This is a genomic window from Cryobacterium sp. N22 (genome assembly GCF_002929555.1).
Lineage (GTDB): Bacteria > Actinomycetota > Actinomycetes > Actinomycetales > Microbacteriaceae > Cryobacterium.
The window spans coordinates 580,871-598,240 of the sequence record NZ_PJJP01000039.1; the positions used below are offsets into that span (position 1 = coordinate 580,871).

The window sequence follows — 17,370 nt, forward strand, 5'->3', positions numbered from 1 at the left end:
ATCTTACCGAGCGAGCACCGCGACCGGGGTGTGTTGCGAGCGAACTCGGGTGGCCTCCGCGAGCGACCAGGGCGCCGCGTCGATCTCGCCGATGGCCCGGATTGTGGCCGCCACCGCCGGAATCGACTCCGCGCCCTCGGTGCCCACCAGGTGGATCGTGCGGAAGTCGCCGCCCAGGGTCGGCCGGGCGACGATGCCGGCCGGCAGCGGCGACGCGGCGACGGCCAGGGCGGGCACCAGCGCCACGCCCAGGCCCGCCGCGACCATGCCGAACACCGCCACGACGTTGTCGGTCTCGTAGGAGACGTTCGGACTGAATGCGCTGCGGGTGGCGAGGTCGAGCAGGTGCGCCCGGCAGCGCAGGCAGCCGCCGATCCACTGCTCCGCGGCCAGCAGGGCCAGGTCGATGCGGTCGCGACCGGCCAGGGGGTGCTCGCGGGGTACGACCACGAGCATCTCGTCGCGCCAGAGCGGCACGACGGTGAGTCCCTGGGCGCTCTGCCGGTGCGGGTCGGCCTGGTCGCCCGTGTAGCTGAAGGTGATGGCGAGGTCGGCGACCTGGTCACGCACGGCCCGAACGGCTTCCGGCGGTTCGGCCTCGAGATAGTTCAGCTGCACGCCGGGGTGCCGCTGGGAGAGGCCGTGCAGCAGGGTGGGGATCACCGTGGCCGAGGCGGAGGGGAACGCGGCGAGGGTCACCCGGCCGCTGCGGAGGCCGACCAGGTCGCTGAGTTCGCCCGCCGCCGCATCCAGCGCCTGGGTCACGGTGGCGGCGTGCCGGGCCAGAATGCGACCGGCCTCGGTGAGCCGCACGCCACGACCCGCCTTGGCCACCAGCGGCATGCCCAGCCGGGCCTCGAGCCGTTTGAGGTGCTGGCTCACGGCCGGCTGACTGTAGCCCAGCGACCGGGCCGCGGCCGTAATCGAGCCCAGCTCGTTGATGCGGTGCACGATGCGCAGCGCGTGGGAATCTACGTCCAGTGCACGGTGAAGGTTTTCGGGCATGCACAAATCATAACGAGCGGTTATCGGATTGATCGAGGACTGGGCATTGCCGAATGGATCGAGGGAGGCAACGCTGGAGGGATGCGATCCACCGTTCCGTCCTCAGTTCAGCCTTCAGCTCCGACTTCAGTTCCGGCGCCTGCACTGACCATGGCCCAGGCGCGGGCCGCCTACTCCCCCACGACCACGCGCTACCTGGCCGTGTGCACCTCGGGACTTCCCACGCTGGACACCGTGCGAGCCCTCCGTGAGGACGCCGACACCTGGGGCAGCGGCATGGCCTCCCCCGCGCACTATCAGGCCGAGGTCGACCGGGCCCGGGCCCTCTACGCCGGGCTGGTCGGGGTGGATACCGACCGGGTTGCCATCGGCTCGCAGGCGTCGGTCATGGCGGCCGTGCTGGCCGCATCCGTGCCCGCGGGCCGTGAGGTCGTGTGCGTCGACGGGGATTTCACGTCGATGGTCTTCCCGTTCCTGCAGCAGGAGCACCGCGGGATCACGGTGCGCCACGTACCGGTGGCCCGGCTCGCGGACTCCCTCACCGAGCGCACCTGGCTGGTCGCCTTCTCGCTGGTGCAGTCCAGCACCGGTGAGATCGCGGATGCGCCGGCCATCCGGGCGGCCGCCGCCGCGGTGGGTGCATTCACCCTCTGCGACACGACGCAGGCCACCGGCTGGCTGCCCGTGCAGGCCGGCGACTTCGACGCCACCATTTGTCACGCCTACAAGTGGCTGGGTGCGCCGCGGGGCGCGGCGTTCCTCACCGTGCTCCCCGCACTGGCCGAGGTGCTGCGGCCGGTGCAGGCCGGTTGGTTCGCGGGCGACGATCCGTGGGCATCCTGCTACGGCCCCAGCATGACCCTGGCAACGGATGCCCGACGCTTCGACGTGTCGCCGGCCTGGCCCGCCTGGGTCGGCACGCGGGTGGCTCTCGAGTTCTTCAGCTCACTCGATCCGGCCACCGTGTACGCGCACGACACAGGCCTGGGAAATGCGCTCTGCGCCGGACTGGGACTGCCCGAGAACAACCAGGCCATCGTCACCTGGGCCGACCCCGCCGGCACCGACCTGGCCCGCCTCACTGCCGCCGGCATCACCGCCTCCGGCCGCGCCGGCCGCGCCCGAGTGGCCTTCCACCTCTGGAACACCCCCGCCGACGTGTCCGCCGTCTTGGCCGCCCTCACCCGCTAGCCATTCGCGGCCTCGCGCACGCACGAAAGCGGCCCTGTGGTCGCCTCGGGATGGTGAGGCGACCAGAGGACCGCTTTCGCGAGACTGCGTGGTGCGTGGTGCGTGGCGTGCGCTACTTCTGGGCGGCCACCGCGTCGATGATCGCGCTGGCGAGCTTCACCGAGGAGGCGGGGTTCTGGCCCGTGTAGAGGTTGCGGTCGATCTCGACGTGCTCGGCGAAGGAGGCACCCTCGACGAAATCGGCGCCGAGCTCGACCAGGCGAGCCTGCACGAGCCACTTGGCCTTCGGGGCCAGTCCGCCCAGTGCCTCTTCGGCGTCGGTGAACCCGGTCATGCGATAGGCCAGGAACGGCCAGGTGCCATCGGCGGCCGTCGCGGCCAGAAGTGCGGCCGGGGCGTGGCAGAGCACACCGAGAATCCGACCGGATGCGATGGTGTCGGTCATGATCTGGCCGCTGGTCGCGTCGACCGCGAGGTCCTCCATGGGACCGTGGCCACCCGGGTAGAAGACCACGTCGTAGTCGGTCGCGGTGACGTCGTCGAGCGACGCCGGGCTCTTCAGTGCGGGGATCGAGTCGAGGTAGCGGCGGAGCTCGGTGGATCGGTCCTCGCCTCCGGTGGCCCCGGCGGCCAGGCTGCCCTCGTCCACGGTGGGCGCAACCCCTTTCGGGGTGGCAATGGTGATCGACCAGCCGGCCTCGGTGAAGAGGCGGTGCGGCTCGGCGAGCTCCTCGGCCCAGTACCCGGTGGGGTGCAGGGTGCCGTCGTTGAGGGTCCAGTGGTCAGCGGCGCTGACGACGAAGAGTACGGAAGTCATTGTTTCTCCAGTTGCGAATTCAGTAACTGTACGGAAGTGGCGGCGAGCTTCAGCTGGCGGCCGAGGTCGACTCGAGGACGGACGTCTTGACAACCATCTTGCCGGTGTTCTCACCGCGAAGCATGCCCAGGAACGCATCGACCGAGTTCTCGATGCCGTCAACGACGGTCTCGTCGAAGACGATGTCGCCGGCCGCGAACCAGGCGCCCATCTGCTCGGTGAAGGCGGGGAAGTGCGCGAGGTAGTTGCCCACGGTGAATCCGGTGAGGGTGAGGCCGCGGGTGACGATGTTGACCATGTTCTGCACGCCGGTGGTGCCATCCGTGCGGTTCATCTGCGAAATGGCACCGCAGAGCGCGGCGCGGCCGCCATCGTTGAAGGCACCGAGTGCGGCGCTCAAGTGGTCTCCGCCGACGTTGTCGAAGTACACGTCGATGCCCTCGGGTGCGGCCTCGGCCAGCTGCGTGGCAAGGTCGCCGGTCTTGTAGTTGAAAGCGGCGTCGAAGCCGTACTTTTCGGTGAGCAGGGCCACCTTCTCGTCGGTGCCGGCCGAGCCGATCACGCGAGCGGCGCCCTTGAGACGAGCGATCTGGCCGACCATGCTGCCCACGGCGCCGGCGGCACCGGAGACGAAGACGGTGTCGCCTTCCTTGAACTTGGCCACCTCGAGCAGGCCCACATAGGCGGTGAGCGCGGTCATGCCCAGCACGCCGAGGTAAGCGGATGACGGCACGTTGGGGATCTCGGGAACGACGCGGAAGCCGGCGGCGTCCTCCTGCACAACGTCGCGCCAGCCGTACTGGTGCACGACGAGGCTGCCGACGGGCACGGAGTCGGCGGCCGACTCGACGACACGGCCCACGGCCCCGCCGCCCATGGTCTCGCCGAGCACGAACGGTGCGATGTAGGACTTGACGTCGTTCATGCGGCCGCGCATGTAGGGGTCGACGGAGATGAAGTCGTTGACGACGCGCACCTGGCCGGCTGCCAGGTCGGGCAGGTCGATAACGGCGGTGCTGAAGTTCGCTGCGGTGGGCCAGCCGGTGGGCCGGGCGGCGAGCTGGATCTGGGTGCTGGTGGCTGTCGTCATGAAAAAATCCTTACTGTTCGCGGTCGGTGCCGGGGCGTTCGTGGCGTCCCTCGTTTTCTGCACCGATCGTTTTACTATAGCTGGGCTATCGGTTATAGTGAAACGAGCGGTACAGAACATTCACAGCAACGCCGCTCGCAACACCCACGAACCAGACGTTCGCGGGACGGAAGGCAGGCAGCTCATGGGACGGCTCCAGACGTTCGACAGCACCACGGTCGTGCAATCCGCCCGCGACGTCTTCTGGGACCTCGGCTACGACGGGGCATCCCTGGCCGACCTCGAGGCGGCGACAGGTGTCAACCGGTCGAGCCTGTACCACGCGTTCGGCAGCAAACGCGGCCTCTTCGACGCCGCCGTCGCCGACTACCGCGACACCGTCATCAGCCCGCGCCTGCGCGGCCTGCAAGCGGATGGCGCCGGCCGCCGTGAACTGTTGGCCTACTTCGATGAGCTCCGCGAGGCCGTGGCCGCGCTGCCCCTGGACTCGCCCCGGCGAGGCTGCCTTCTGGTCAACTGCGCCACGGGTCTGGCCACCCACGATGAGCCCGCCCGTGAGGTGGTCGAGGCGTACCGCACCGAGCTCGCCGCCGCTCTGCGCAACGCCCTCGCCGGCGGACCCGCCGAAAACACCGACGAACGGGTGCGAACCCTCGCGTCCCTCTCGATGAGCGCGATGCTGCTCGCGAGGGTCAACGCCGCCGAATCGGCCGCTTTGCTCTCCACGGCCGCCGACCAGGTTCGCGCCTGGTTCCCCGCTCCCTGACCGCACCCGCCGCCCACCAACTGTTCCCGTTTCGGACAATTGGTCCCGGTGCGCCGGGCACAATTGTCCGTTTGGGGAACAGTTGCGGCTTAGGCCGGGTCGATTCCCCACTCCGCAGCGAACACCTCGGGAGTGAACTCGTTGAGCTCACGGCGCACCGTCTCCAGCATCGAGTCCGCCAGCTGCGAGTCGTTCTGCCCGGAGCGGTAGACCTCGCGCCCATCGACCCTGACCCGGATGACGAGGTCGGCGACCGCCGGTCCGATGGGGGTGTCTCCCATGCCGAGCAGGCTTACCGCCAGCGACGCCACGGTGCCGGCGAGCATCCCCGCACGGCGCACCATGGTGACCTCGCGCGGTTCAAGATCCGCCGTGTACAGCTCGGCTGCGTTCCTGGGGGCCGCGTTCATCGGGCTGCGTTCACCGGCCGGTTAGGCCTGGCGCCGAACCGGGTTGGTGAGCACGCCGAGGCCGGGGATCTCGATGCTCGCCGTCTCGCCGTCCGACACCCGCCGCGCGGCACTGGAAGAGCCGGTGAGGATCACATCGCCGGGCAGCAGGGTGAACGAGTGCGAGAGGAACGAGACGATCTCCGCCATCGAGAACGCCAGCAGCGACACCTCTCCGCTCTGGAACTCGGTGTCATTGACCCGGCCGAGGACCCGGCCATCCGTGGGGTCGAACTCGGTGTCGATGACGGGACCGAGCGGGCAGAAGGAGTCGAAGCTCTTGGCCCGGGCTCCGTGGCTGTCGGCCTCCCCCAGGTCGACGGCGGTGACGTCGTTGGCGATCGTGTAGCCGAAGATGGCCCCTGGCGCATCGGCGACGCTGACGTTCTTGGCGACCCGGCCGATCACGATGGCCAGCTCACCCTCGACGCGCACGTCGTCAGATGCCGCGGGCAGCACGATGGGATCGTTCGGTCCCACGACGGTGGTGTTGGGCTTGAGGAAGAAGCGCGGCTCGGCGGGCTCCCCCGGCGCGGCCAGCGCCGCGGCCTTCTCCGCGGCATCCGCGAAGTAGGCGCCGGCCAGGCCCACGACCTTGGAGCGGGGAATCACGGGCGCCAGCAGCGCCACATCCACCAGCGGCAGGCGTGCGCCGGTGGGGTTGTAGCCGGAGAACATCGGGTCGCCGGTGAGGACGACGAGTTCATCGTCGTCGATGATGCCGAAAGCGATGGTTCCGGCGTGGCTGAACCGGGCGATCTTCACGCGGTCACCTCGGCGTCCAGGCGCATCAACCAGCCGTGCCGGTCGGGCAGCCGGCCGTATTGGATGTCGGTGAGTTCCTGGCGGAGCGCCAGGGTGATCTGCCCCGCGGGAGCGTCGGCGTCGCCGATGGTGAAACCGGCGCCCTTGAGCTGGGCGATCGGGGTGACCACAGCGGCGGTGCCGCAGGCGAACACCTCGGTGATCTCACCGGATGCCACGCCGTCACGCCACTCGTCCACCGTCACGTCGCGCTCGATCACGGTCATGCCGCGGTCGCGGGCGAGCTGGATGATGCTGTCGCGGGTGACGCCCTCGAGGATGGTGCCGGTCAGGCGGGGGGTGACGAGGGTGTCGGTGCCGTGCACGAAGAACACGTTCATGCCGCCGAGTTCGTCGATGTGGGTGCCGGTCTCCCCGTCGAGGAAGAGCACCTGGGCGCAGCCGTTGTCGTAGGCCTCCTGCTGCGGCAGCAGGGAGGCCGCGTAGTTGCCACCGCACTTGGCGGCTCCGGTGCCGCCGCGACCGGCGCGGGAGTACTCGGTGGACAACCAGATCTTCACCGGGGCGACGCCGTCGGTGAAGTAGGCGCCGGCGGGGCTGGCGATCACGTAGTAGCCCACCTTGTGCGCGGCCCGCACGCCGAGGAAGCTCTCGTTGGCGATCATGAACGGGCGCAGGTACAGGCTGGTCTCGGGGGCGTCGGGAACCCAGGAGCCGTCGACGGCGATCATCTGCTTGACCGATTCGATGAAGTCGGCCACCGAGAGTTCGGGCAGCGCCAACCGGCGGGCCGAGCTCTGCAGGCGTTCGGCGTTCTTCTCCGGCCGGAACGTCCAGATGGAGCCGTCGGCGTGGCGGTACGCCTTCATGCCCTCAAAGATCTCCTGGCCGTAGTGCAGCACCGAGGAGGCGGGGTCGAGCAGCAGCGGCCCGTAGGGCGTGACCCTGGCGTCGTGCCAGCCCTTCTCGATCGTCCAGTCGATGGTGACCATGTGGTCGGTGAAGTGCTTGCCGAAGCCGGGGTCGGCGAGGATCGTCTCGCGCTCAGCGATGCTGCGGGCCGTCTGGGACGGCGTGAGCTCGAACTCGAGCGGGAAGGTGGTGGTCTGCTGGCTCATGGGAGTCCCTTGTCTTAGACGGGAGTGCGGTTAGGCGGGAGTGTCGGTCAGGCGGGTCACGATGGCATCGCCGACGGCGCTGGTGGATCGTGGCTGGGCACCGACGCTGCGGGCGATGATGTCGGCCGTGACGGCCGCGCTCACCCTGGCCGACGCATCCGTGAGACCGAGGTGGTTCAAGAGGAGCGCGACAGAGAGGATCGCCGCCGTGGGATCGGCCAGCTGCCGGCCCGCGATGTCGGGTGCCGAACCGTGAACGGGTTCGAACATGCTGGGGAAGCGACCTTCCGGATTGATATTTCCGGATGCCGCCAGGCCGATGCCGCCGCTGATTGCCGCTGCCAGGTCAGTGAGAATGTCGCCGAAGAGGTTGTCCGTGACGATGACGTCAAATCTACCCGGATTCGTGACGAGAAAAATCGTCGCCGCGTCCACGTGCAGGTAATCCACGGCCACGTCAGGGTATTCGGCGGCGACCTCGGTGACGAGGCGCTGCCACAGGCTGCCCGAGAAGACGAGAACGTTGGTTTTGTGCACCAGAGTCAGACGCTTGCGCGGGCGGTTCCGCGCCGCTTCGAATGCGAAGCGCACGACCCGCTCCACACCGAACGCCGTGTTGACCGAAACCTCATTGGCCACCTCGTGCGGCGTGCCCTGGCGGATGGTTCCGCCGTTGCCGACGTAGGGGCCTTCGGTGCCCTCGCGCACCACCACGAAGTCGACCTCGCCGGGGGCGCCGAGCGGGCTGGGCACGCCGGGATAGAGAACGCTGGGGCGCAGGTTCACGTAGTGGTCCAGGGAGAAACGCAGTTTGAGCAGCAGCCCGCGCTCGATGTTGGCGTTCTTCAGGCGCGGGTCGCCCGGCACACCGCCGACGGCGCCGAGCAGAATGGCGTCGTGGGCGCTGATGGCGGCGAGGTCGTCGTCGGTGAGGACATCGCCGGTCTCCAGGAACCGGGTGGCACCGAGCGAAAAGTGGGTGAGCTCGAAGTCGACGGGCTCGGCTGCGGTCACGGCGTCGAGCACCTTCAGCGCTTCGGCGACGACCTCCGGGCCGATGCCGTCTCCGGCGATGACTGCGAGCTTGACTGAGCGTGACATGCGGCTCCGATTACGGTGAGGCAGCCGGTGGGCTGGCGATATTGGCGCGAGATTGGCTTGGAGATACCCTGCAAATCAACCCTACTGTGCGCATTCCGCTGTCTATGCTTGGGAACCCTGACCGTGCGCGTCGCCGACGCGCATGTGCCGCTCCCGAAGAAAGCAGTCACTATGAGTATCGGATTGGGAATCTTCCTCTTCGTCGTCGGCGCCATCCTGGTGTGGGCCCTGAACATCCAGGTCGATTGGATCGATCTCGACCTCGTCGGATACATCCTGATGGGGGCCGGCGCCCTCATCTTCGTGCTCGGCCTGGTCTTGCTCACCCGCCGCCGCAGCAGCATCAGCACCACCCGCAGTGCCGTGGACCCGGTCAGCGGAGAGCGCACAGTTCAGCAGGAGCGCTCGATCGACGACGTGTGATCTCGCTCCCCCACCAAAAAAGCCCCGGATTCGCATCCGGGGCTTTTTTGTTCGTACTGCTGGTTACTCGGTGATGTCGATGGCGACGAGCACGTCGGCCTCGATCGCCACGCGGAGCGAGGCGAGCAGCGCTGCCGGCACGGGCGAGTCGACGGTCAGCACGCTGAGCGCCCGGCCGCCGGCCTCGTGCCGCGCGATCTGCATGCCGGCGATGTTGATCTCGGCGTCGCCGAACTCGCGGCCGTAAACCGCGACGATGCCGGGGCGGTCGGTGTACAGCATGACGATGAGGTGCTCTGCGAACGGCACCTCGACGTCGTAGCCGTTCACTTCGACGATCTTCTCGATCTGCTTGGTGCCCACCAGGGTGCCAGATACCGAGACCTGCGAACCATCGGCCAGGGCGCCACGCAGGGTGATCAGGTTGCGGTACTCGGGCGATTCGGACTCGGTGATCAGGCGCACCGCGACACCGCGCTGCTCGGCGAGCAGGGGCGCGTTGACGTACGAGACGGTTTCGCTGACCACGTTGGTGAAGATGCCCTTGAGCGCGGCGAGCTTGAGCACCGCGACGTCGAACTCGACGATCTCGCCGCGCACCTCGATGTCGACGCTGGTGAGCGGGCTGTGCGCGGCGAGTCCGGAGAACACCTGGCCGAGCTTCTCCACGAGCGGGATGCCGGGGCGGACCGTCGGGTCGATGATGCCGCCGGCCACGTTGACGGCGTCGGGCACGAGTTCGCCCGACAGCGCCAGGCGCACCGATTTGGCGACCGAGACGCCGGCCTTCTCCTGGGCCTCGTCGGTGGACGCGCCGAGGTGCGGGGTGCTGATCAGGTTGTCCAGGCCGAGCAACGGCGACCCTGTCGGCGGCTCGTTGACGAAGACGTCAAGGCCGGCGCCGGCGATGGTGCCGTCGACGAGGGCCGTGTACAGATCGGCTTCGTCAATGAGTCCGCCGCGGGCGACGTTGACGACGTACGCGGTGGGCTTCATCAGCTTGAACTGCGGGGCGCTGATCATGCCGGTGGTCTCGGGGGTCTTCGGCATGTGGATGGTGACGAAGTCGGACTGCGCGAGCAGTTCGTCCAGGCTCACCGGGTGCACACCGAGCTGCTGAGCGCGGGCCGAGGTGATGTACGGGTCGAACGCGATGATGTTCACACCGAACGCCTGCAGGCGGGCGGCCACCAGGGCTCCGATGCGGCCGAGGCCGATGATGCCGACGGTCTTTTCGTACAGCTCGATGCCGGTGTACTTGGAGCGCTTCCACTGGCCCTGCGCGAGCGCGCCGTGCGCCGGCGGGATGTGGCGGGCCAGGCTGAGGATGTGGCCGACGGTGAGTTCGGCGGCGGAGATGATGTTGGAGGTGGGGGCGTTGACGACCATGACACCGGCCGCGGTCGCGGCCTTGATGTCGACGTTGTCGAGGCCGACACCGGCGCGGGCGATGACCTTCAGGTTCGGTGCGGCGGCGAGGGCCTCGGCGTCGACCTTGGTCGCGGAGCGAACCAGGATGGCGTTGGCGGAAGCCAGCGCAGAGAGCAGTGCGGCACGGTCAGTGCCGTCGACGTTGACTACGTCGAAGTCGGGCCCGAGGGCATCGACTGTGGCGGGCGAGAGTTCTTCGGCGATTAATACGACGGGCTTCGACACGAAAACAGATCCTTAGAAAGCGTCGGGCGAGGGAAGCTCGCGCCTCGACGGTGGGGCGCCAGATACCACAACACCTTACTGGCACCAGAATGGAGCGATGAGCCCCGAGTCAGTGACCAACGTCCTAACCGTGCTGAGAATCGTCCTGGCTGTGGTGTTCGTCGCCGCCGGGATCAGCCATTTCGCGCCCGCGGTTCAGCGCACGATGTCGGCCATGATCCCGCCACGACTGCGCGTGCGGGGCGTGTTGGCACCGCGGAACCTCGTGATCTTCACGGGTCTCTGCGAGATCGCGGGCGGCATCGGGCTGCTTCTCGAATCCACCCGTGTTACGTCCGGTGTCGCCCTGGCCGTGTTTCTCGTGGCCGTGTTTCCCGCCAACGCCTACGCGGCCCGGCACAAGGACCGGTTCGGCGCGGTCGCGATTCCGGTGGTTCCGCGACTGCTCGGCCAGCTGGTGCTGATCGGTCTGGTGCTCGTGGCGGGCCTGGCCGGCTGAGCCAGGGTTCGCTAGACGATCAGGCTGCCGAAAGAGAATCCCAAGACGTAAACGTCGAGAGCCAGCGCGGAAACGAGAGCCAGGCCGGCAAGCAGGATCAGGGCCTGGGGACCAGCTTCGCGGCGACGGCCGAGCCAGAAGGCAAGACCGAAAACGACGACCGGCGCCAAGACGCCGACCAGCAGAACACCCCAGCCAAAGCCGCTGAGCGATGTGTCCAATCCCTGGGCGGCACTGTTGAGCCCGATCAGGTTGCCCAGGCCGGACCACGCGCTGTACGCGTAGAACAGCCCGAACAGGATGGCGATGGTCGCGGAGAGCCACGCCGGGGTGCGGCGGGTGCGCTTCGGTGCGGTGGTGTCAGTGCTCATTAGAGTCCCCCGGTTCCGGCGATGAAGGGCAGCGGGGCCAGCAGCACGACGCCCAGGATGAGCCAGGTCCAGCGCAGGCGCGGCGTGCCGCGGGTGAGCCAGTACGAGGCGGCGAACCACACGAGCGGTGCGGCCACGGCCAACCAGGTGCCCAGCGAGAACATGAACTGGGCCAGCGGGTCGGTCAGCGGGTTGTCGATGCGCCCGACCCCGATGAACCAGCCGATCGTGTAGAGCAGGTAGACGCCGGCGAGGATGCCCAGGCCGACGAGGGCCGGCGACGACAGCGGCGCCTTGCCCTCGGGAGCGTCGACGTAGCCGCCCGGCGACCCGGTGACGGCCCAGCCCTCGGGAAGGTCTGCGCCGGGCTCGGGCGTGGTCGAGCTTCCCGGCTCGGGCGTGCTGGGGCTGCCGGACACAAGCGTGGGGTCGTCGTCGCCGGCCCAGCCGAGCGCGTCGTCATCCCGAGAAGAAGTCATGCGTTCAGCCTATTCGACCGCCCCCGACCCGCGTGTTCGACGAACCGCGCCGGTCAGTGGCTGATCAGCACCTTGAGAGCGTGGGTTTCGGCGGCCCTGGAGAACGTGTCGTAGGCGTCCTCCACGTGGTCGAAGTCGAAGGTGTGGGTGACCAGCCGGTCCGCGGGGATCTTGTGCTGGGCCACCAGCTTCAGCAGCATCGGAGTGGTGTTGGTGTTCACCAGGCCCATGCTGATGCTGATGTTCTGGATCCACAGGTTCTCGACGTGCAGCGGCACGGGTTTGCCGTGCACGCCCACGTTGGCCAGGTGCCCGCCGGGCCGCACGATCTCGGTGGCCATGGTGAAGGTCTCCGGGATCCCTACGGCCTCGATGGCCACGTCGACGCCGGCACCGTCGGTGACGGCGAGCACCTCGTCCCGCCACTCGGGTCGGCCGGAGCGCACGGTGTGGGTGGCCCCGAAGGTCTTGGCCTGTTCAAGCCGGTTCTCGTCGATGTCGACGGCCACGATCGCCCCGGCGCCGTAGAGCCCCGCCGTGGCAATGGCGGCCAGGCCCACCGGACCGGCGCCGATCACGGCCACCACGTCGCCGGGTGCCACCTGTCCGTACTGCACGCCGATCTCGAACCCGGTGGGCAGGATGTCCGAGAGCATCACGGCCTCCGCGTTTGTGACGGAGTCCGGCAGCGGGTAGAGCGAGTTGTCGGCGTACGGCACCCGCACCAGCTCGGCCTGGGTTCCGTCGATGAGGTGACCGAAGACCCAGCCGATGCCCGAGCGGCCCTCGTCGCCGAGGCAGTGCGAGTACAGGCCGGTCTTGCAGTTCGCGCAGTGCCCGCAGGACTTGATGCAGGAGATCAGCACCCGCTGGCCCACGGCGATGGATTCCACCGACTCCCCCACCGCGACGACGGTACCGACGCCCTCGTGGCCCAGGATGCGCCCGGGCGTCACGGCGGGCACGTCGCCCTTGAGAATGTGCAGGTCGGTTCCGCAGATGGTGGTGGTGTCGATGCGCACGATCGCATCGGTCGGGCGCACGATCTGCGGGTCCGGCACGTCGGTCCAGGACTTCACGCCCGGGCCGCCGTAAACGAGTGCTTTCACGATGGACGCTCCTTCGAGATGGGATGTTGGTGGCGCCGCCCCCGCTGATGCGCGCCATGGTACTCGCGGGGTAGTCTGGTGGGCTCGTTCGACCCCGAGCGGAACTGGTTGACCATGCAGCACCATCTCGACACCAACCGCGCGAACTGGGACGACCGGGCCGTGGCCCACGCGGTGCGCACCGGACTCGGCTACGGCGTGCAACGGTACGTGGTCGATCCCGCGCTGGTCTCGGATGTCGTGCGCTTCGATCGCGAGCGGCTGGGCGACATCGCCGGGCTGGCGACCGTGCACCTGCAGTGCCACATCGGAACCGACACGCTCTCGCTGGCCCGGCTCGGCGCCAGGGTCACCGGGCTGGACTTCTCTCCGGTGGCCCTCGCGGAGGCCCGCGCCCTGGTCGCCGAAACCGGGGACGCCGTCGAGTTCGTCGAATCCGATGTGTACTCGGCGCTCAGTGTTCTTCCGCCGGCCGGCTTCGACCTGGTCTACACGGGCATCGGCGCGCTGTGCTGGCTGCCCAGCATCGACCGGTGGGCGGCCGTCGTCGCCGGGCTGTTGGTTCCGGGCGGGCGCCTCTTCCTCCGTGAAGGCCACCCGATCCTGTGGTCCATGGACGACAGGCTCGCCGATGACCTGCACCTGCGCTTCCCCTACTTCGAGCAGCAGGAACCGGTGGAATGGGACGACGATTCCAGCTACGTCGTAACGGACCGGCCGATCACCAACACGAAGACCTACGAGTGGAACCACGGGATCGGCGAGATCGTGACGGCACTGCTGGAGGCGGGCCTGACCCTGACGATGCTCGTCGAACACGACAGCGTGCCGTGGGAGGCCCTGCCCGGCCAGATGGTCGAACGCCCAGACGGGGAGTTCGCGCTCGGTGAGCGGGCCGGGGTCGCGCCACTGAGCTACACGCTCCAAGCGGTGAAGCCGCTCGCCTGAGGAGGGCGGGCTGCGAATCAGCGGCGCCGCCCGGCCCTGCGCACGGCCAGGGTCACGGCGATGACCCAGCCCTGCACCCCGGCCAGGCAGACCCGCTCGGCGAGACCGTGCAGCCCGGGCGCGACGGCGGCGGCGAGGCCCAGCGAGACCAGGCCGACGGCGGCGACACCGGTGAGCACGGCGGCGGCCGGATAGGCGCCGGGCAGGTCGCTGCCACGCAGCCAGGCCGTCAACAGGGCGAAGGCCACCAGAGCGGTGACGAAGCCCGCGGCGGCGACGAAAAGATGCGCGGTGCCGAGCGCGGTGGTCGGGCCGAGCCCGGGCGCGTCGGCGGGCGGGATGTCGGTGGGCAGGAACGCCAGCGCCGCAGAGCACGCCCCGGCGAACAGCATCAGGGCCAGACCGGTCTGCCGCAGCCGCGACCGCGGACCGAACGAGGAGAGTGCGGCGACCGCGCAGACGGTTACCACTCCCCTGGCCAGGAAGTTCAGGTTCATGATCCAGCCGTACGGCCCCACCGCGAGGTTGCTCTCGGCCTCCGAGATCACGCTGTAGTGCGGTGGCAGCAGCTGCAGCACGATGTCGACCAGCACGTAGAGCACGGCGCCGGCCAGTGCGACGGTAGCCAACAGGCGAGGAGTCGGACGGACGGTCGACCGGGCGGGGCGGCCGGCGTTCATAGCGTTCACCTGCGGAAGCCTATCGGGACGTCGGTCCTGCTCCTAGGCTGCAGCCATGGCTCACGACGAGTCCCACGACATTCCTTTCGCCGTTCCCGGCGCGCCCGCTCCGACCGTGGGCAGGTACGACGTGAACGGATGCCGGCTGTACGCCGAGGTGCGCGGCACCGGCCCGTCACTGCTCATCATCGGCGCCGCCAGCGACGACGCCGAAATGTTCCGGCCGATCGCCGAGCGGCTGGCCGGGTTCACCGTGGTGACCTGGGATCCCCGCGGCACCGGGCGGAGCAGCCGGGAGGGCTGGCCGTGCGATTCGCACGCCCACGCCGACGATGCCGCCGCACTGCTGAATGGCCTCGGGCTCGCTCCGGCCGCGATCTTCGGCGCCAGCGCCGGCGGGATCGTGGCGGTGCGGCTCGCCGTGCGGCACCCCGACCTGGTTCGCCGGGTTCTCGTCTACGAGCCGGGCTTCTTTCGCACCACGGACGCCGGTACCGCTCTGCTCGCCAGCGTCACCCTCGCCGTGCGGGAGCACCTTCGGGACCACCCCGACGACTGGCTGGGCGCCTTGGCCGTGGTGGCCCGCGCCGCAGCACGGGACCAGGCCGCCGACCGGGACGGTTCCAACGATGACGGGGGCCGGGGGCCGCTCGACGCCCCGCCCGGGCTCGAGTGGTACATCGAACGCGGGGCGGCCCTGGCCGAGAACTTCATCCGCGACGACCTGCCGCGCACCGAGGAGTCCGTAGACGGCGCGGCCCTCAGGGCGACTCAGGCCGACCTCCACTTCGCCTCCGGCTCTGACTCGCCTCAGGTCTTCCGCGAGATCGCGAAGGCGTTGACGGCTCTGCGTCGGAGGCCGGGAACGGCCGATCCGCGCGAACCGGACCGGGTCGCCGGCGCCTCCCATCTCGCGTATCTCACCCCGGACCCGATCGCGCACTACATCCGCGCACGGTGTCTGCCCGTGCGTCCGGTCGACTAGCTCGCGAGTCGCCGCAAACGAACCCTTTGCGGCGCTTTGAGGGGGCACGCTGCCGCAAGTCGGTGCGGGGCCCCTCCGCGAGTCGCCGCAAACCCCCCCTTGCGGCGCGCTGAAGGGGCACTTTGCGGCAAGTCGATGCGGGCGGGCCGCGCCGAGAGGCCAGTTGGTGCCCACTAATGGCGGCGGAACGGGCCTCAAGTGGCTGCTCAGGGCATCCGCCATCATCGGCAGCCGGAGCGGGCTGGGCACGCCGAAGGGGCCAGTCGGATGACTGGCCCCTTCGGGAAAACGGGTACGGGTTAGCGGGCTGCTTCGCCGTCGACGTAGTCGTCGTCGTTCGAGGCGTTCCAGGCGAACAGCTTGCGCAGCTCGCGGCCGGTGGCCTCGATCGGGTGCTCTTCGCCCTTCTTGCGCAGGGCGAGGAACTCGGGTGCTCCGGCGTCCTGGTCGTTGATGAAACGCTCGGCGAATGCACCGTTCTGGATGTCGGCGAGAACGGCCTTCATGTTCTCCTTGACGCTCGGGTCGATGACGCGCGGGCCGGAGACGTAGTCGCCGTACTCGGCGGTGTCGGAGACGCTCCAACGCTGCTTGGCGATGCCGCCCTCCCACATCAGGTCTACGATGAGCTTGAGCTCGTGCAGCACCTCGAAGTAGGCGACCTGCGGCTGGTAGCCGGCCTCGGTGAGAACCTCGAAGCCGTACTGGATCAGCTGCGACGCGCCACCGCAGAGAACGGCCTGCTCGCCGAACAGGTCGGTCTCGGTCTCTTCGGTGAAGGTGGTCTTGATGCCGGCGGCGCGCAGGCCACCGATCGCCTTGGCGTAGCTGAGGGTCAGCGGCCAGGCATTGCCGGAGGCGTCCTTCTCGACGGCGACGATGACGGGAACGCCACGGCCGGCCTCGAATTCGCGACGCACGGTGTGACCCGGGCCCTTGGGGGCGACCATGACCACGTCGACGCCCGCGGGCGCCTCGATGTAACCGAAGCGGATGTTGAAGCCGTGGCCGAAGACCAGGGCCTTGCCGTCAGCGAGGTTGGGGAGGATGTCGTTCTTGTACAGGTGACGCTGCACCTGGTCGGGTGCGAGGACCACGATGACGTCGGCCCAGGCGGATGCCTCGGCGGCGCTCTTCACGGTGAAGCCGACCTCTTCGGCCTTGGCACGAGACTTCGAGCCCTCCTTGAGTCCGATGACGACCTCGACGCCGGAGTCGCGCAGGTTCTGCGCGTGGGCGTGGCCCTGCGAGCCGTAGCCGATGACGGCGACCTTCTTGCCCTGGATCAGGGACAGGTCGGCGTCTTTGTCGTAGAAGATTTCAGACAATGTGGTGTTCTCCTTGGTTGTTGTATTTGTCGAGAAAAGTTTCGTTGGTCGAGGGTCGAGCTTGTCGAGGCCTAGAGAATTAGTTTTTGAAGACGCGTTCGGTGATCGACTTGGATCCCCGACCGATGGCGAGGAGGCCCGACTGGGCGATCTCCTTGATGCCGTAGGGCTCGAGCACCCGCAGGAAAGCCTGGGTCTTGCCGGAGTCGCCGGTCACCTCGATGACGACGGCATCCGTGGACACGTCGACGACGCGGGCACGGAACAGGGTGACCGCCTCGAGGACCTGGGACCGGGTGGTGTTGTCCGCCCGCACCTTGACGAGCAGGTGCTCGCGCTGGACCGACTGGCTCGGGTCGAGCTCGACGATCTTGATGACGTTGATCAGCTTGTTGAGCTGCTTGGTCACCTGCTCCAGCGGGGCGTCCTCGACGTCGACGAGGATCGTGATGCGCGACAGGCCGGGGATCTCGCTGTGGCCGACGGCGAGGCTCTCGATGTTGAAGCCGCGCCGGGCGAACAGGCCCGCAACGCGGGTCAGGAGGCCGGGCTTGTCCTCGACGAGGAGGCTGAGAACGTGGGTACTCATG

Annotated in this window: 20 protein-coding genes; 6 read left to right on the top strand and 14 right to left on the bottom strand. The window is 68.6% G+C overall.

Annotated features, from left to right (window positions below; translation table 11 throughout):
- Nucleotides 1–3: 3 nt before the first annotated feature.
- Nucleotides 4–1,005: a LysR family transcriptional regulator gene (locus CXY76_RS18160; protein ID WP_104166971.1), complete on the bottom strand. Its 1,002-nt coding sequence runs from the start codon at nt 1,003–1,005 to the stop codon at nt 4–6.
- Nucleotides 1,006–1,086: 81 nt separating this feature from the next.
- Here CXY76_RS18160 and CXY76_RS18165 point away from each other — a divergent pair, with 81 nt between their 5' ends.
- Nucleotides 1,087–2,196, top strand: coding sequence for an aminotransferase class V-fold PLP-dependent enzyme (locus tag CXY76_RS18165; protein WP_233200008.1), 1,110 nt, complete (start codon nt 1,087–1,089; stop codon nt 2,194–2,196).
- Between the two features lie 112 nt (nt 2,197–2,308).
- Here the strand turns inward: CXY76_RS18165 and CXY76_RS18170 are convergent, their stop codons facing one another.
- Both CXY76_RS18170 and CXY76_RS18175 read right to left on the bottom strand, forming a co-directional pair.
- Entirely contained in the window at nt 2,309–3,013 is a 705-nt protein-coding gene (locus CXY76_RS18170) for a type 1 glutamine amidotransferase domain-containing protein (protein WP_104166975.1), read from the bottom strand.
- A 49-nt stretch (nt 3,014–3,062) separates the two neighbouring features.
- Nucleotides 3,063–4,103, bottom strand: a complete 1,041-nt coding sequence (locus CXY76_RS18175; protein ID WP_104166977.1) for an NADP-dependent oxidoreductase — start codon at nt 4,101–4,103, stop codon at nt 3,063–3,065.
- A 184-nt stretch (nt 4,104–4,287) separates the two neighbouring features.
- On the opposite strand from CXY76_RS18175, the gene CXY76_RS18180 reads away from it, so the two are divergent.
- Nucleotides 4,288–4,869, top strand: a complete 582-nt coding sequence (locus CXY76_RS18180; RefSeq protein WP_104166979.1) for a TetR/AcrR family transcriptional regulator — start codon at nt 4,288–4,290, stop codon at nt 4,867–4,869.
- Between the two features lie 89 nt (nt 4,870–4,958).
- Here CXY76_RS18180 and CXY76_RS18185 read toward each other — a convergent pair whose 3' ends face one another.
- From CXY76_RS18185 to CXY76_RS18200, 4 genes are read right to left on the bottom strand one after another with little or no spacing between them, the layout of a single operon-like run.
- Nucleotides 4,959–5,279: a hypothetical protein gene (locus tag CXY76_RS18185; protein WP_104166981.1), complete on the bottom strand. Its 321-nt coding sequence runs from the start codon at nt 5,277–5,279 to the stop codon at nt 4,959–4,961.
- A 21-nt stretch (nt 5,280–5,300) separates the two neighbouring features.
- Entirely contained in the window at nt 5,301–6,083 is a 783-nt protein-coding gene (locus CXY76_RS18190) for a fumarylacetoacetate hydrolase family protein (protein WP_104166983.1), read from the bottom strand.
- Nucleotides 6,080–7,201 carry a branched-chain amino acid aminotransferase gene (locus CXY76_RS18195; RefSeq protein WP_104166985.1) on the bottom strand — a complete coding sequence of 374 codons (1,122 nt, stop codon included), beginning with the start codon at nt 7,199–7,201 and terminating at the stop codon, nt 6,080–6,082. The genes CXY76_RS18190 and CXY76_RS18195 overlap by 4 nt, the downstream gene beginning before the upstream one ends.
- 30 nt (nt 7,202–7,231) lie before the next feature.
- Nucleotides 7,232–8,302, bottom strand: coding sequence for a 3-isopropylmalate dehydrogenase (locus tag CXY76_RS18200; protein ID WP_104166987.1), 1,071 nt, complete (start codon nt 8,300–8,302; stop codon nt 7,232–7,234).
- A gap of 171 nt (nt 8,303–8,473) precedes the next feature.
- On the opposite strand from CXY76_RS18200, the gene CXY76_RS18205 reads away from it, so the two are divergent.
- Nucleotides 8,474–8,725: a DUF6458 family protein gene (locus CXY76_RS18205; protein ID WP_104166989.1), complete on the top strand. Its 252-nt coding sequence runs from the start codon at nt 8,474–8,476 to the stop codon at nt 8,723–8,725.
- A gap of 63 nt (nt 8,726–8,788) precedes the next feature.
- Here the strand turns inward: CXY76_RS18205 and serA are convergent, their stop codons facing one another.
- Entirely contained in the window at nt 8,789–10,381 is a 1,593-nt protein-coding gene (gene serA / locus CXY76_RS18210) for a phosphoglycerate dehydrogenase (RefSeq protein WP_104166991.1), read from the bottom strand.
- Between the two features lie 97 nt (nt 10,382–10,478).
- Between serA and CXY76_RS18215 the strand changes: the two genes are divergently transcribed.
- Entirely contained in the window at nt 10,479–10,880 is a 402-nt protein-coding gene (locus CXY76_RS18215) for a DoxX family protein (RefSeq protein WP_104166993.1), read from the top strand.
- A gap of 11 nt (nt 10,881–10,891) precedes the next feature.
- On the opposite strand, the gene CXY76_RS18220 is transcribed toward CXY76_RS18215, so the two are convergent.
- From CXY76_RS18220 to CXY76_RS18230, 3 genes are read right to left on the bottom strand one after another with little or no spacing between them, the layout of a single operon-like run.
- Nucleotides 10,892–11,251 carry a hypothetical protein gene (locus CXY76_RS18220; protein WP_104166995.1) on the bottom strand — a complete coding sequence of 120 codons (360 nt, stop codon included), beginning with the start codon at nt 11,249–11,251 and terminating at the stop codon, nt 10,892–10,894.
- Nucleotides 11,251–11,730: a DNA polymerase III subunit gamma/tau gene (locus tag CXY76_RS18225; RefSeq protein ID WP_104166997.1), complete on the bottom strand. Its 480-nt coding sequence runs from the start codon at nt 11,728–11,730 to the stop codon at nt 11,251–11,253. The genes CXY76_RS18220 and CXY76_RS18225 overlap by 1 nt, the downstream gene beginning before the upstream one ends.
- Nucleotides 11,731–11,783: 53 nt before the next feature.
- Nucleotides 11,784–12,839, bottom strand: coding sequence for a zinc-dependent alcohol dehydrogenase family protein (locus CXY76_RS18230; RefSeq protein WP_104166999.1), 1,056 nt, complete (start codon nt 12,837–12,839; stop codon nt 11,784–11,786).
- Nucleotides 12,840–12,917: 78 nt separating this feature from the next.
- Between CXY76_RS18230 and CXY76_RS18235 the strand changes: the two genes are divergently transcribed.
- Nucleotides 12,918–13,787, top strand: coding sequence for a bifunctional 2-polyprenyl-6-hydroxyphenol methylase/3-demethylubiquinol 3-O-methyltransferase UbiG (locus CXY76_RS18235; protein ID WP_233200010.1), 870 nt, complete (start codon nt 12,918–12,920; stop codon nt 13,785–13,787).
- Between the two features lie 17 nt (nt 13,788–13,804).
- Here CXY76_RS18235 and CXY76_RS18240 read toward each other — a convergent pair whose 3' ends face one another.
- Nucleotides 13,805–14,467, bottom strand: a complete 663-nt coding sequence (locus CXY76_RS18240) for a DUF998 domain-containing protein (RefSeq protein ID WP_104167001.1) — start codon at nt 14,465–14,467, stop codon at nt 13,805–13,807.
- A gap of 55 nt (nt 14,468–14,522) precedes the next feature.
- On the opposite strand from CXY76_RS18240, the gene CXY76_RS18245 reads away from it, so the two are divergent.
- A complete protein-coding gene (locus tag CXY76_RS18245; RefSeq protein ID WP_104167003.1) occupies nt 14,523–15,452 on the top strand; it encodes an alpha/beta fold hydrolase in 930 nt (309 codons plus the stop codon).
- A 299-nt stretch (nt 15,453–15,751) separates the two neighbouring features.
- On the opposite strand, the gene ilvC is transcribed toward CXY76_RS18245, so the two are convergent.
- Nucleotides 15,752–16,780 carry a ketol-acid reductoisomerase gene (gene ilvC / locus CXY76_RS18250; RefSeq protein WP_104167005.1) on the bottom strand — a complete coding sequence of 343 codons (1,029 nt, stop codon included), beginning with the start codon at nt 16,778–16,780 and terminating at the stop codon, nt 15,752–15,754.
- 79 nt (nt 16,781–16,859) lie between these two features.
- The gene (ilvN, locus tag CXY76_RS18255; protein ID WP_088456661.1) at nt 16,860–17,369 is read right to left on the bottom strand and encodes an acetolactate synthase small subunit; all 510 of its coding nucleotides are present in this window, start codon (nt 17,367–17,369) and stop codon (nt 16,860–16,862) included.
- Nucleotide 17,370 lies beyond the last annotated feature (1 nt).